This window comes from Pirellulales bacterium, from assembly GCA_035939775.1.
GTDB lineage: Bacteria > Planctomycetota > Planctomycetia > Pirellulales > DATAWG01 > DASZFO01.
The window spans coordinates 14,069-27,574 of record DASZFO010000309.1 but is presented as its reverse complement, the minus strand read 5'-3'; the positions used below and the strand labels follow the sequence as shown (position 1 = coordinate 27,574).

Genomic DNA, 13,506 nt, shown 5'->3' with positions numbered 1-13,506 from the left:
ATGGCAACGCTCGTGGCAGCAGCTTTCGCAGCCGCAAGACGGCGCCGCACAACCGCACGACGGGGCGGCGGCGCAGCTCGCCTCAGCGGCACAGCCGCAGCCACCATCGAAGAAGCTGAAGGCCTGGACACGGGACGCACCGGCCAGAACCATTGCAGCCCCGAAGGCCAACGCAACAACAAGACGACGGTTCATGGGGAGACTCCTTACAAACGGGGAACAATACTGGACGGCCAAGTGGTCTCGCGGCCCTAACGCTGCCGACCGACCGCGGCAGTCCGACAAGGGCCGACGTGGCGATCCAGGCTCGCTTAAGAACCATTGGCTGAATCTATGTGGTGGTATCGGTTCCCCTGTATCGCTCCCTTAGCCAGATTTCCCATTCGCCGTTGCCGAAATGCATCCCGCGACCGTTTATTCCTTCGGGATCGGAAAGGTCGCGCGTGAGGGTCGCGCCGATTGGGCAATATTTAGCTGCGCGGCCAGCGGGATTCGTTAGCCGGTTCGCTTGCGAACCGATGATCCGCGGCCAGACCGCGGCAACGATTGCGGCGCCGATCGGTTCGCAAGCGAACCGGCTAACGCGGCCGTATCGGCGGTGCCGCATCAACTGCGGCCGTTAACGTTGCACAGCCATCTGAAGGGCCTGTAGATATGGCACCGGCTCGCTTCCCAGCGCGTTGAGCACTGTGCCGCCGGCGGTGAACGAGTGCGTCACGCAATCCGGCTGGCCGTATTTCTCGAGCGCTTTACCACCTTCGCCGCCACCGACATAGACCTCAACCCCCGCGTCCTTCATCCGCTTGAGTTGAGCGACGAACCGCCGGGTCCCTTCTTCGAATCGCGGATCCTCGAACATGCCGAACACTCCATTATGGAAGACGACTGGCGGCTGACCGGCGGCGATCCGCGGCTTGGATGACGCGATAAACTCGCCGACTTTCCGTTCGAATAGCTCGGATGTCTTCGGGCCAATGTCGAATTGCTGGTCCCCCTGGCCGATCGTGTCCGAGGCGCGGCCATCTTGCAAAACAAAATCGACCGGCAGCACGAATTCAATCCCTTTTTGGCGGCCGGCGGCAATCATCCGCTGGGCCTGCTCGATCCGTTCGCGGCCGATATAGAAGGGCTTGTCGCTCTGCGATGGGTCTTCCGCGAGACCGAGGCCCACTTCGGCGCCATCCAATTCCCCTGCCCCTTTCTTAAGGGCCATTGCCAGCGATCCGGCGGCGAACACCCAGCGAATCGTCCCGCGGTCGATCATCGCTTGCAGATCGTCGAGCTTGTCGATCTTCAAGCCGCTGAATATGACCAATTGCGTTTTCAGGCAGCGGCGCATAGGGCCGTCGAATTCGCCGGCGACATAGGCCCCGAGCGCGACGCGGTCCATCGCCGCAGGGACAATCGTCGATGAGCTGTCGAGGCTCCCTGCCGAGAGCGCCTCATTGACGTAGACCTTGGCAACCTTCTCGGCAAATTCGTTGGCCAGTCGCGCAAGCTGCGGGACAGTTTCTGGCAGTTCGTCTGGCTTGGCATCCCATAAGACGCGCTCGATCGCATAACGGCGTGTGTTGTCGAGCACCAAAATGCTCCCTGGCTGCATGTCGCGGATGGCTGCGGCAGCCTCAGCGCGAATCGTAGTCGTCGCCTCGTCGAGCCAATCGGTCATCAGCGGCACTTTTTGTCCCAAAAGCTCGCCGATTCTCGCGGCCACTGCTTTGAGAGATCCGTCGGGCTTGCGACCAATGTGGCCGAAGATAATCTGCTTCCAGCCGCGCTCGATTCCAAATTGCAGCGTCTCGACCATCGACCGCAGCCGCTCGTCTCCGTCGCCGATCTTGGCGCCGGGCTTGGCGTCGACATCGCCGCGAATCAGCACGGAAGTGCCCCGCGGAATGTCGGAAAGAGATTGCAGCCGAGGAATTACGGCCAAATATTGCTCAAGCGTCATTTGCGGCGCGGTGGGATTTACGCCCAGCAACGTGCGGCACCAAGCGAGCACCTTCTGTTCGGAAACGGACATGACTCAACCTCCGGAATCGGCAACCACGAATTATTAGCCCGTTCAAATCGTTTAACCCGGAGTCGACGGGGACGATGGTTTGCGCAGCCACTCGCCGTCGCCGTCGGCACCGGGTTAAACGACGGACCCAAGAATAACAGAATCTCGCCACCTTTGGCAGGAGCAGGGCCTTCATCACTTCGCGGATGGCGACGATTCGTCACGCGGAGTACGCAATGGCGGTTCGCCTAGAATTCGTCCGCCATCGACGCTACCGGCCGTCACTTCGACGAACCGCTTGCGAATCTCAATCGTGCCGTCCAACTCCACTGGCGCATAGCGACACGAGGTGCCAACCATTCGACCGGGTCGATTGGCAACTGGCGATTCAACCAACACGCGCAATTGCCGCCCCACGAGTCCGCGGAAATACCGATCGCGCAGATCAGACTCCAAATTGGCCAATCGCTGGCAGCGATCGGCCTTCACATCGGGGGGATTTTGCCCGTCCATCCTTGCTGCCGGTGTGCCGGGGCGCGGGCTGAACGGGAAGATGTGAATCTTCGAGAAGCCGACCTCGCGGGCCATTTCGCATGTCGCCGCGAAATCATCTTCCATCTCGCCGGGAAATCCGACGATAATGTCGGTCGTTAGCGCCGGCCGGTCGAGCATTGCTTTCGCGAGTCGGCAGCGGTCGAGAAATCGCTGCGCTCCCCAGCGCCGCCGCATTCGCCGCAGCACTGCATCCGAGCCGCTTTGCATGGAAATATGCAGATGAGGGCAAACGCGCTCTGGACTGGCGGCCATCGTCGCCAGCAATTCGCGCGTCACCTCGGTGGCCTCAATGCTCGACAAACGCACGCGAAAATCGCCCTGCATCGCAGCGATCCGATCGAGCAAATGCGACAGCCGCAGCCATTCGCGCTTCGGCCGGCCGCGATTCCATTCCACGCCGTAATGTCCGAGATGAATTCCGGTCAGGATCAGCTCGCGATAGCCATTTTCCACCAAGCGGCCGATTTCATCGAGAATCTCCAAGGGCGGACGACTGGCCAGCACCGGGCGAACATGCGGGATGATGCAGAAGCTGCAGTTCAACATGCAGCCATCCTGCACTTTGACATAAGCGCGCTGACGATTCGCGAACGTCGAAATGCCGGTGGGAATATCGACCACCCCGAATCGGGCCAGGAGGTCGGGCAGCTCGCGCTTGTCGGTCACGACTTCGCTCACGCTCGGCAACCTGGCGACTTCGGCCGGGGCCCGCGTGGCGTAGCAGCCCATCACGACGATTCGCGAGTCCGGATTGCGCTTGGCGAGTTGGCGGACGATTTGCCGGCTCTTGGCATCCCCTTCAGTCGTCACCGTGCACGTGTTGACTACGCACAGATCGGCCGGCTCGTCCGCCGCGGCATCGCGATAACCGGCCTGGAGCAGCCCCTGCCGCACGTACTCTGTCTCGTACTGGTTGACCTTGCAGCCGAGAGTTACAGTTCGAAGGGTAGCCATGCTTAGCCTTCGATCGGCTCGATGGTAGCCGACATCGAGCCTTTGCAGCCGTCGATGAGGTCATCTTTGCCAAAGGCGTGGATCTGATCGCGTTTCAGCTCCGCATGTTCGCGCGTCGTCGTGAGGACGATGGCGCGGCCGCGGGTATCCACTTCCTTCGCCAACTCGTAGCCCTTTTCGGCAGGATGACCAAATAGCTTTTGCAGCATGTGGACTACATAAGCGTAGCTATGGTCGTTATCGTCGAGGAGAACGACGTTGTAGGGCGGTTGCCGCTTCGGCTTGGACCGTTTCTTTTCCTGCTTGCGGCGCACGGTATCGACGACCGGCTGCACCACCTCCGGCTCCGCCACTTCGACTGCTTGGTCGTCCGTCACGGCTACTCCTCAGAGTTTTTCACGGTTGACGATGGTCGCACGCTGCGGCCAACGCTATTATAAGGGACGAATCCGGCGACTGGAAACCGCGCCCTACCGAGTGGCGGCGCAGCGGAATTCGCAAGAATTCCGGCGCGACGCCTCCGAGCGTCTAAATTCTCGTGAGTTTAGCTCCACGCTAGCGACAATTATGCCAAACCTTGAAGAGTATCTCGCCAGTCAGGGCGGCCGTTTCGAGAACGAATTGTGCGAGTTGCTGCGGATTCCGAGCATTAGCGCGATCGGCGAGCATCGCCGCGACATCGAGCGGGCAGCCGATTGGGTGCTCAGTCAATTCCAATTGCTCGGATTTCGGGCAGAGAAGATTCCGACGCCGGGCCATCCGCTTGTCTTCGCGGAATCGCTAGCGGCGCCGGGTACGCCGACTGTATTGGTTTACGGCCATTACGACGTGCAGCCGGTCGATCCGCTGGACGAATGGAATTCACCTCCTTTCGAGCCGACCCGCCGGGGCGACAATCTCGTCGCCCGCGGTGCGACCGACGATAAAGGGCAGATGTTCACGCATATCAAGAGCGCCGAGGCTTGGCTGAAAACCGAGGGGCGGCTCCCCGTCAACCTCAAGTACATCATTGAAGGGGAGGAAGAGGTCAGCAGCACGAATCTGTTTCCATTTATAGAGCAGCACCGTGAGAAACTGGCTTGCGACGTGGCCGTCATCAGCGATTCGAGCCAATTCGCTCCCGGCCGGCCGGCGATCACGTATGGATTGCGAGGGATTGCCTATTACGAACTGCGGCTGAACGGTCCGAAGCAAGACTTGCACTCGGGCACGTTCGGCGGGGCGGTGACCAATCCGGCCGGCGCGCTGTGTCGGATGATCGCCGCGCTCGTCGACAATGAGGGGCGAATTCAAGTACCGGGTTTTTATGACGACGCTGTCCCGCTCACCGACCAAGAGCGGCAGCAGTTCATTTCGTTGGCGTTCGACGAGCCGGCCTTCATGCGGCAGATCGGCGTCGAGGGACTTTCGGGCGAGGCTGGATACTCGACGCTCGAGCGGCGCTGGGCTCGCCCTACCTGCGACGTGAACGGACTGACGAGCGGCTACCAAGGGCAGGGGGCGAAGACCGTGCTTCCAGCACGAGCTTCGGCGAAGTTCAGCTTTCGTCTCGTGCCGAATCAAGATCCGAAGAAGATTTCCACCTCACTCGAGCGAATGCTGCGAGGCCTTCTTCCGCCGGGCATCAAGATGGAATTGATCGATTTTCATGGGGCGCCGGGTGTTGTTGTGCCGCTCGACAGCCCATATATAGCGGCGGCGATTCGGGCCATCGAGCGCTCGTTCGGGCGGAAGCCTGTCTTCATGCGGGAAGGGGGATCGATTCCGATCGTGACCACCTTCCACGAACAACTTGGAGTCGATACGCTGCTCTTGGGTTGGGGCCTGGATGACGACAACGCCCACAGCCCAAACGAAAAATTCAACCTCGCCGATTTCCATCGCGGCATCCAAGCCAGCGCTTACCTGTGGGCGGAACTTGGCGCAGTGAAGAGGCAATAACGGTTGACGTGCGGTTGGCGCCTCGCTCGCCTGGCCGGTCGCGGCTAAACGTCTCTGATGCGGCAATGACATTTCATACTTTGTCCTTCGCACTTCGTAATTGATTGATCGATGCTTGATCGCAGATTCATCGTCGAAAATGCCGAATTGGTGAAGCAGAACTGCGCCAAACGCGGCTCCAAGGCGGATGTCGACAAGTTTGTCGGGCTGGAGGCCGACCGCAAGGCCAAGCAGACGGAGTTGGACGAATTGAACCGCCAGGCGAACGACGTCAGCAAATCAATTGGTAAGGCAAAAGACCCGGCTGAGCGCGAGGCTCGCAAGACCGAAGGCCGCCGGCTCCGCGAGATGGCCACCACCATCGAAACACAGTTGAAATGGGTCGTTGAAGAGGCGGACGCAATCCTGCGAGCGATCCCAAATCTGTCGCATCCACAGGCCCCGATCGGCGGCGAGGCGGCCAGCAAGGAACTGCGCCGCGGAAAAACGCCGCTGCCGCAATTCAGCTTCAAGCCGCTCGACCACGTGCAACTAGGTGAAAAGCTCGGGTTGTTTGATTTTGAGGCCGGGGCCAAGGTCGCGGGGCATGGTTTCTATTTCCTCAAGAACGAAGCCGTGCTGCTTGAATTGGCCCTGCAACGCTACGCGCTTGACCTTTTGCTCAAAGAGGGTTTTACGCCGACGATCACGCCCGATCTGGCCCGCAACGAGATTCTCCAGGGGATCGGCTTCACCCCGCGTGGACCGGAAACGCAGATTTACAGCGTGGCGGACACGGATTTGAGCCTGGTGGCGACGGCCGAGATCACGCTGGGCGGCATGCTGGCCGAGGAGATTCTGGAAGAAGAGAAGTTGCCGTTGAAGCTCTGCGGGATCAGCCATTGCTATCGCACCGAAGCCGGCGCGCACGGCCGCGCGACTCGCGGCCTCTACCGCGTGCATCAGTTCACTAAGGTCGAGATGTTCGCCTTCACACTTCCCGACGCGAGCGATCGCATGCTCGATACCTTCTGCGAATTGGAATGCCGGCTGTTCGACGGCCTCGGAATTCCGTATCGAGTTGTCGATACGGCCACGGGAGATTTAGGGGGCCCGGCGTATCGCAAATTCGACCTGGAGGCCTGGATGCCCGGCCGCGGCGAAGCCGGGGAATTCGGCGAAGTGACCAGCACCTCGAATTGCACCGATTATCAGGCGCGCCGGCTCGGAATCCGCTATCGGCGCAAAGGGGAAAAAGGAACTCAGTTCGTCCACACGCTCAACGGCACCGCGGTCGCGATTAGCCGAGGCTTGATCGCCATCTTGGAAAATCATCAGCAACCCGACGGCTCAATCTTGGTGCCGGAGGCGCTGCGAGCCTGGGTCGGAAAGGACTGGATCGGTGCCAGGTAATTTCGGCGTTTGCATCTCGCAGAGCGTGGATGCCGCGCTCCGCGAATTGTGTTGCCGGGATCGGGACTCAGTTTCTCACCGCAAGCAACGGACGCCAAATGCGCCAAGTGAAGCGGTTAGCTACCACCGAGCGAAGCGGCGACGTTGCTGAACGTCGTGCTGGCTTGGCTCCCGACGGATGTGATCGCTACCAGGCACACCGATATGATTAGCGCCAGCATGACGGCATATTCGACTGCGGTTGGGCCGTCTTCCGATACGACAAGCCGACGAATTTGCTGCAAGAGAGTCTTCATGTCGATCACCTTTGCTCCGCATCCGGTTGCGAGCAGGTTTCGACACGCGGTTGATCGCCTTAGATCCCCTCACAAAACCGCCTGGGAGGTGGGGACGGTCTCCCGTTGTGCTCCGCGGAACCGCGAAGATGGGGACCGTCGATGGCGGTTTTGTGAGGGGTTCGAAATCAATCGCGGGCCGAAACCCACGCGCAGCATAAGACGCCACGAAAGACAACTTGATGAAACAGGGACGTTATTGCTTCACGCGGGACGAGATGAGCAGGGCCGCGTGTGCCATCGAAGTTGTGTTGCCCAAACAAGAGGCAGCAGCTTGACCAAGGAAACCTTACTCTATCTGGGCTCGGCGTCAAATCGCGACGCGAGAAATATCATTCTGAGACGATCGGGGCCGCGACGCGATTTCTTTTTAGTTCATGCGTGGCGAGCGACCACCTTCGCGGCCTCTGCGCAAAGTCGCTCGGACCGATCGGCGGTCGGCGCTTCGGCGAAAACTCGCACGATCGACTCCGTATTGCTCGGGCGGACCATAAGCCACGCATCGGGCCAATCGAGCCGCAGGCCGTCCAGCCGATCGGCGCGAGCTTCGGTAAAATGGCTTTCGATCGCATCGAGCGCGGCCGACAATCCTTCTGGCGGAAGGACGATTTTGTCCTTGCGAATTTCGTAATGAGGAAGCTCGTCTGCCAGTTGACTAATCGGGAGCTGCCGGGCCGCCATCGAATCGAGTAAGAGCGCCATTCCAACGAAGCTGTCTCGCACCAGACCGACACGCGGATCGATAACGCCGCCGTTCCCCTCGCCGCCGAGAATGGCCGAGTGCCGGAGCATCAGATCGACCACGTTGGCCTCGCCAACCGCGCTGCGATAGAACGGCACCCCGTACTTTGCCGCTAAATCCGCCGACATCCGACTCGTCGAGCAATTCGTCACGATCGGGCCTTTCTGGCTCCGCAGCACGTGATCGACGCACATCGCCAACGTGTATTCCTCGCCGAGATAGCGCCCCGTTTCATCGATAACGGCCAACCGATCGGCGTCAGGGTCCTGGCAAAAACCGATGTCGGCCCCGGTTTGCTTGACAAGTGGCAGAATGCCTTTGAGGTTCTCGGCCGTGGGCTCGGGCACATGCTCGAATCGGCCGTCGGGAGTATCGCCGACGATCGTCGCTCGACATCCGAGTCGCTCGAACATGATTCGTGCCACGGCGCTGCCGGCCCCATGATTGGAATCGAGGAGAACTTTGAATTGCCGTTGCTTGATGCGGTCGATATCGACGATCTTGCTCAACAGCGACCAATGCGGTTCGATCGAGCCGCTGCATGGGCCAAATTGTCCTACATCTTGATGCTGTACCCATGCCGGCGGCGAGTGGCGATAGCGCTCGATCACGCGCACTCCTGCGTCACTCGGAATGACGCGCCCTTCGGCCGAGAATAGCTTGAATCCGTTGTACTCGGGCGGATTGTGACTGGCAGAGATCTGAATGCCCCCGGCGGCTTCAACGCTGCGAACGAGCACTCCTGCCGTCGGGGTAGCCGCAACGCCGCCGTTAACGACGTTCCGGCCAATCGCGGTCAGCCCTCCGGTCAAGCAGGCGGCCAGCATCGGCCCGGTCGTCCGGCCGTCGCGCGTGATGACGATCGGTCCGGCGGGCAAACCGGCGGCAAACGCACACGCGTAACGGATCGCAATTTCCGGCGTGAGACTCTCGCCCACAATGCCGCGCAGGCCCGAGACGCTGATGATCGGTTGGCTTGGCAAGGCAGAAGTTGGAGTTCGGACCTCGGAGTTCGAACGACGAAAATCCGGCGATGGACGTTGAAGAGCGATGGTCAATCGTTAGCCGGTTCGCTAGCGAACCGAAGTCTACTAGGTTCGGACTCTTGAGGTCAGCAAGATCATGGCTGCACGATGTAGTATAAGTCGATTGACGATTCTTAGGGAGGGCTGGCAAGGGGCGCCGACCCCCTTTCCGCCGTCAGGAACTTACGGCACAATTGGCCGTGGGTGATTCTCGTTTGCGCGGTCTCAGAAAGCGCCAAAGCCATGTCTTCGTCGACAATGTCGTTCGATCTCGACGTCGCCCTCCGCGATCTAGACGCGGCTGCGGCGGCGGGAAAGGTCACTACGGACGCCGCTCGGTCGATGCGCGAGTGGCTTACCGAGTCGCGTTACGCCGAATACGCCCCCGAAGTCGCTCGGCAAATTGCGGCCGGACTATGGAAGCAACTCGACGACGTGTTCTGGACGGTCATCCCCTTCGGCACGGGTGGTCGGCGCGGGAAGATGTACCCGATCGGCTCCAACGCAATCAACGATCGAACGATCGGCGAGAGCGCTCAGGGACTGGCCGACTACATTCATTCACAATTCCCGAACGACGCGAATCTGTCCTGCGCGATCGCATACGACACTCGGCATCAATCGCGCCATTTCGCCGAGTTGTGCAGCGAGATCATGGCTGCCGCGGGTTTGAAGGTCTGGTTTCTCGACGGATATCGCAGCACGCCGGAACTCTCCTTCACCGTTCGATATAAGCACTGCGCCTGCGGCATCATGGTCACCGCCAGCCACAATCCCCCCAGCGACAATGCGGTGAAGGTCTATTGGTCCAATGGCGGTCAGGTCCTTCCGCCCCACGATGCGGGGATCATCGATCGCGTGATGAACTGCGGCGAGATTCACCGCCTGCCATTTGCCGAGGCGCTGGCCGCGGGAAAGATCGAGTATTGCCAGCGGGAGGTGGACGGCGCATTCATTCGCGCCGTTCATAAGCAATCGCTCCCCGGTCCGCGAACGCTGAAGATTCTGTATTCACCGCTGCACGGTGTCGGCTGCTCGGCGGTGGTGCCGGCGCTCGAGGCCGATGGATTCACCGATATCGAGGTGTTCGGCCCCCATTCGACGCCGGACGGCGACTTTCCGAACGTGCCGGGGCACGTCGCCAACCCCGAGAATCCAGCCGTTTTCGATTCCATCATCGCGCGCGGAAAGGAGATCGGCGCGGATTTGATTTTGGCGAGCGATCCCGATTCGGATCGGCTCGGCTGCGCTGCCCCGCGGACGACAGCGCCCGGAAGTCCCTGGGCGACCTTCACCGGCAATCAAATCGCCGCGCTGCTGGCGGATTATCTGCTGGAGGCTCGCCAGCGCGGGGGCAAGCTGTCGCCGGAGCATTATGTCGTCAAAACGTTGGTCACGACCGAGATGATCCGCCGGATCGCGGACTCTTACGGAGTGCGGACGCTCGGCAATTTGCAGGTCGGATGTAAATGGATCGCCCAGACGATGGACGAGGTGGGGACGGAGCGATTCGTTCTTGGCTGCGAGGAATCGCACGGCTATATCGTCGGTGATCATGTTCGCGACAAGGATGCCGCCGTCGCTGCGATGCTCTTAGCTGAGCTGGCGGCGAGCGTAAAGCAGCGCGGGCAAACGCTGCATACAAAGCTCGATGCACTCTATTGGCAGTTCGGCTATCATGCTGAGCAACAAGTTTCGTTCGCCATGCCAGGCTCACAAGGAATGAAAGATATGCAAGCCGTGATGGCTCGAATCCGACGCGATCCGCCCGCCTGGCTTGCCGGAACACGCGTGGTTCAATCGCGCGATTATCAATCACTCACGTCGCGCGCGCCGGGCGGACCGGCGCAGCCGCTTGTCGGGCCCAAAGGGGACATGGTAATTCTCGATCTCGAAACTGAGGGGAATTGCGTCGCTATTCGCCCCTCGGGCACTGAGCCGAAGATCAAGCTGTATCTGTTCGCCTTCGAGCCGCCGGAAATAATCGCCGATCTCGAGGAGACAAAATCGCAAGTTGGCGACCGTCTGAAGCAGTTGCAAGCAGCGTTTGCCGCGCTGGCGAAACCCAAATTGTAGGGCGCGCAAAGTGTGCCCATTCAAGACAAAACAAGCCATAATCAATCGGAGATTCGGCGCGCACGGCGTACCCTACTTTATATGAAAAGTAATCCCGTCAAGGCAAAGCTTCGTGAGGGTCGGCCGTCGTTTGGCACCTGGCTATCGTTGGGGGATTTATTCGCGACCCGCGTGTTGGCCCGAATGGGATTCGATTGGCTGACGCTCGATATCGAGCATCAAGCCATCGATTGGTCGCAGGCGGCGACGATCTTCGCCGCGATCAGCGATTCCGGTTGCGTGCCGCTCGCTCGCGTTCCTGAAGGAAGCCACGTGCTCATCAAACGCGTGTTGGATGCGGGAGCCTGGGGGATCGTCGTGCCGATGGTCGACACGGTGGAGCAGGCCCGCCGAGCGATTGCCGCCGCCAAGTATCCGCCGGTCGGCAATCGGAGCGTTGGCGGAGGGATGCACTCGCTCAATTTCGGCGCAAGCTTGGGGGAATATCACCGGCGAGCGAACGACGAGATTCTCGTCGTGCTGCAAACGGAGAGCCCCACCGGCGTTGACAATGCCGAGGCGATCTATGGGCTGCCGGGCGTCGATGCGATCTTCGTCGGCCCGGTCGATTTGCGGGCCAACATGCGCACGCCGGACGGCGGCGAAGCCGACGATGCCGCTTTTGAAAGGATGCTCGAGCGTGTCGTGGCCGCCGGAAAGAAGACGGGTACTCCTACGGGCATGCACGTGATGAGCCCGGAGGCGGCCTTGCAGCGCGCCGCTCAGGGGATGCAGTTCATCGCCGTGGCAAGCGAACTGCGGATGATGACCGAAAAGGCCCAACAAACAATTCAGGCTTTGGGTCTGGCGGTCGCCAAGGACTTAGCGCGCTACTAGCCGCCAGGTTTTTCCAAATTGGCGATTTTCTCGATTCGCCGGGCGTGGCGCCCCGCTTCGAACGGCGTGTTGAGCCAGATTTCGACCATCCGATCGATCAGTTTTTCGCCGAGCATGTCGGCCGATAGGCAGAGCACATTGAGATCGTTATGACGGCGACTCAGTTCGGCCGTCAGATCGTCGTGACAGGGCGCCGCGCGCACCCCGGAAAACTTGTTGGCGGCGATGCACATGCCAATCCCCGTGCCGCAGATCAGAATCCCCCGGTCAACCTGGCCCGCGCTGATTTTCTCACCGACGATTGCCGCGACGTCGGGATAGTCGACGCTATCGGCGCTGTAACTTCCAACGTCCTCGACCTCGTGCCCTAGCTTGACGACGAGTTCGACCAACTTGGCCTTGACGCCAAATCCACGATGATCGCTGCCGACGGCGACTCGCATTTTGCACCACGTTTCTGCGTCACAAATCCAGCTTGGCCACGCGAGCTTCTAATTCCGTCCGCAATTGCACGGCGCAACGCCGATATACGTCGGGAGGGCCGCCGATTGGATCAGCTATATCGGTCTGATCGACGGCGAGCAATTCGGTCCGCGAGGCCGCGTCCGGCCATTGCGAAACGATCGTCTGGCGATGTGACCGGGTCATCGTTAGAACCTTATCGGCATAGCGGACCATTTGGCCCGTCAATGGCTGACTTTCATGCGCGGCCAAATCCAGACCCATCGCGGAAAGGGCTTCAATCGCTTCGGTTGCCGCGCCACCACCGGACATCGCCGACAGCCCAGCCGATTGCACGATCACGCCCCGATCTTCCAATTGATCGACGCGGCAGCCGAGCCTATCGGCGATCAGCTTGCGAGCGATCGTTTCGGCCATCGGGCTGCGGCATGTGTTCCCCGTGCAAACGAACAGAATCACTAGGCTCGCCAAGCGCCGCAGCGTCTGCTCCGAAACAACTCCGACCCGCAACAGCTCCATCTCTTTGCCATTGACCTTGACGACGGTCGAAGGCACGCCGAACCGGCTCTGCCCATCGTCTAGCACCAACTGCACGTCGTCTCCGAGCGCCCGCACCACGTCAGCCGCTGTCTGCGAATCCGCCGCGGCGGATCGGTTTGCGCTGGAGACCACGATCGGCCCAGAAAGCATCCGCATCACGTCGAGAAAGACGGGATGGCCAGGAACGCGCAGCCCGACTGTTCCGGACGGCACAACGGCCTCGCGCACCGGCGGAGGAAGCTGCGTGAGCGCGCTTTCTGGATGATCGTCGTGGCAGACCAGCGTGATCGGTCCCGGCCAGCAACGCCGCGCTAGACGCTGGGCCAGCTCGCCCATACGGGGCACATAATCGAGGGCGTCGTCGGCGCTCTTCACGGCGAGAGTCAGTGGTTGCTGGCCGGCCTTGCGCCGCTTCGCCGCAAGCAGCCTGGCGGTCGCGGCGGGGTCGAGAGCGCTGGCCGCAACGGCGTAGACGGTTTCCGTCGGAAACGCCACCAGTTTTCCCTCGGCCAGGGCCTGAACTGCCCGATGCACGACATCGCGCACGTCGTCGGCATTGCGGATATCAAGGACAGTGGGAGGCATTCTTCGAACCTAACGCCGGAC

General features: G+C 60.8%; 11 protein-coding genes. 4 read left to right on the top strand and 7 right to left on the bottom strand.

Annotation, left to right across the window (positions count from 1 at the left end; genetic code table 11):
* Positions 1–619: 619 nt before the first annotated feature.
* The 3 genes from pgk to VGY55_19285 form a co-directional block, all read right to left on the bottom strand.
* Positions 620–2,023, bottom strand: a complete 1,404-nt coding sequence (gene pgk, locus VGY55_19295; protein HEV2972127.1) for a phosphoglycerate kinase — start codon at positions 2,021–2,023, stop codon at positions 620–622.
* Positions 2,024–2,197: 174 nt separating this feature from the next.
* The gene (mtaB, locus tag VGY55_19290; GenBank protein HEV2972126.1) at positions 2,198–3,511 is read right to left on the bottom strand and encodes a tRNA (N(6)-L-threonylcarbamoyladenosine(37)-C(2))-methylthiotransferase MtaB; all 1,314 of its coding nucleotides are present in this window, start codon (positions 3,509–3,511) and stop codon (positions 2,198–2,200) included.
* Between the two features lie 2 nt (positions 3,512–3,513).
* On the bottom strand, positions 3,514–3,849 hold the full coding sequence (locus VGY55_19285; protein HEV2972125.1) for an ATP-dependent Clp protease adaptor ClpS: 336 nt from the start codon (positions 3,847–3,849) through the stop codon (positions 3,514–3,516).
* A gap of 229 nt (positions 3,850–4,078) precedes the next feature.
* Between VGY55_19285 and VGY55_19280 the strand changes: the two genes are divergently transcribed.
* Positions 4,079–5,452 carry a dipeptidase gene (locus VGY55_19280; GenBank protein ID HEV2972124.1) on the top strand — a complete coding sequence of 458 codons (1,374 nt, stop codon included), beginning with the start codon at positions 4,079–4,081 and terminating at the stop codon, positions 5,450–5,452.
* Between the two features lie 111 nt (positions 5,453–5,563).
* A complete protein-coding gene (serS, locus tag VGY55_19275; GenBank protein ID HEV2972123.1) occupies positions 5,564–6,844 on the top strand; it encodes a serine--tRNA ligase in 1,281 nt (426 codons plus the stop codon).
* Positions 6,845–6,960: 116 nt separating this feature from the next.
* Here serS and VGY55_19270 read toward each other — a convergent pair whose 3' ends face one another.
* Positions 6,961–7,140, bottom strand: coding sequence for a Flp family type IVb pilin (locus VGY55_19270; protein ID HEV2972122.1), 180 nt, complete (start codon positions 7,138–7,140; stop codon positions 6,961–6,963).
* Between the two features lie 414 nt (positions 7,141–7,554).
* Positions 7,555–8,904, bottom strand: coding sequence for a phosphoglucosamine mutase (gene glmM / locus VGY55_19265; protein ID HEV2972121.1), 1,350 nt, complete (start codon positions 8,902–8,904; stop codon positions 7,555–7,557).
* 285 nt (positions 8,905–9,189) lie between these two features.
* On the opposite strand from glmM, the gene VGY55_19260 reads away from it, so the two are divergent.
* Positions 9,190–11,022, top strand: coding sequence for a phospho-sugar mutase (locus tag VGY55_19260; GenBank protein ID HEV2972120.1), 1,833 nt, complete (start codon positions 9,190–9,192; stop codon positions 11,020–11,022).
* 81 nt (positions 11,023–11,103) lie between these two features.
* Positions 11,104–11,898 (top strand): aldolase/citrate lyase family protein, encoded by a 795-nt coding sequence (locus VGY55_19255; protein ID HEV2972119.1) that lies wholly within the window; start codon positions 11,104–11,106, stop codon positions 11,896–11,898.
* On the opposite strand, the gene rpiB is transcribed toward VGY55_19255, so the two are convergent.
* Positions 11,895–12,341 carry a ribose 5-phosphate isomerase B gene (gene rpiB / locus VGY55_19250; GenBank protein ID HEV2972118.1) on the bottom strand — a complete coding sequence of 149 codons (447 nt, stop codon included), beginning with the start codon at positions 12,339–12,341 and terminating at the stop codon, positions 11,895–11,897. The two genes, VGY55_19255 and rpiB, sit on opposite strands and share 4 nt — an antisense overlap.
* 19 nt (positions 12,342–12,360) lie before the next feature.
* Entirely contained in the window at positions 12,361–13,485 is a 1,125-nt protein-coding gene (locus VGY55_19245; GenBank protein ID HEV2972117.1) for an L-threonylcarbamoyladenylate synthase, read from the bottom strand.
* Positions 13,486–13,506 lie beyond the last annotated feature (21 nt).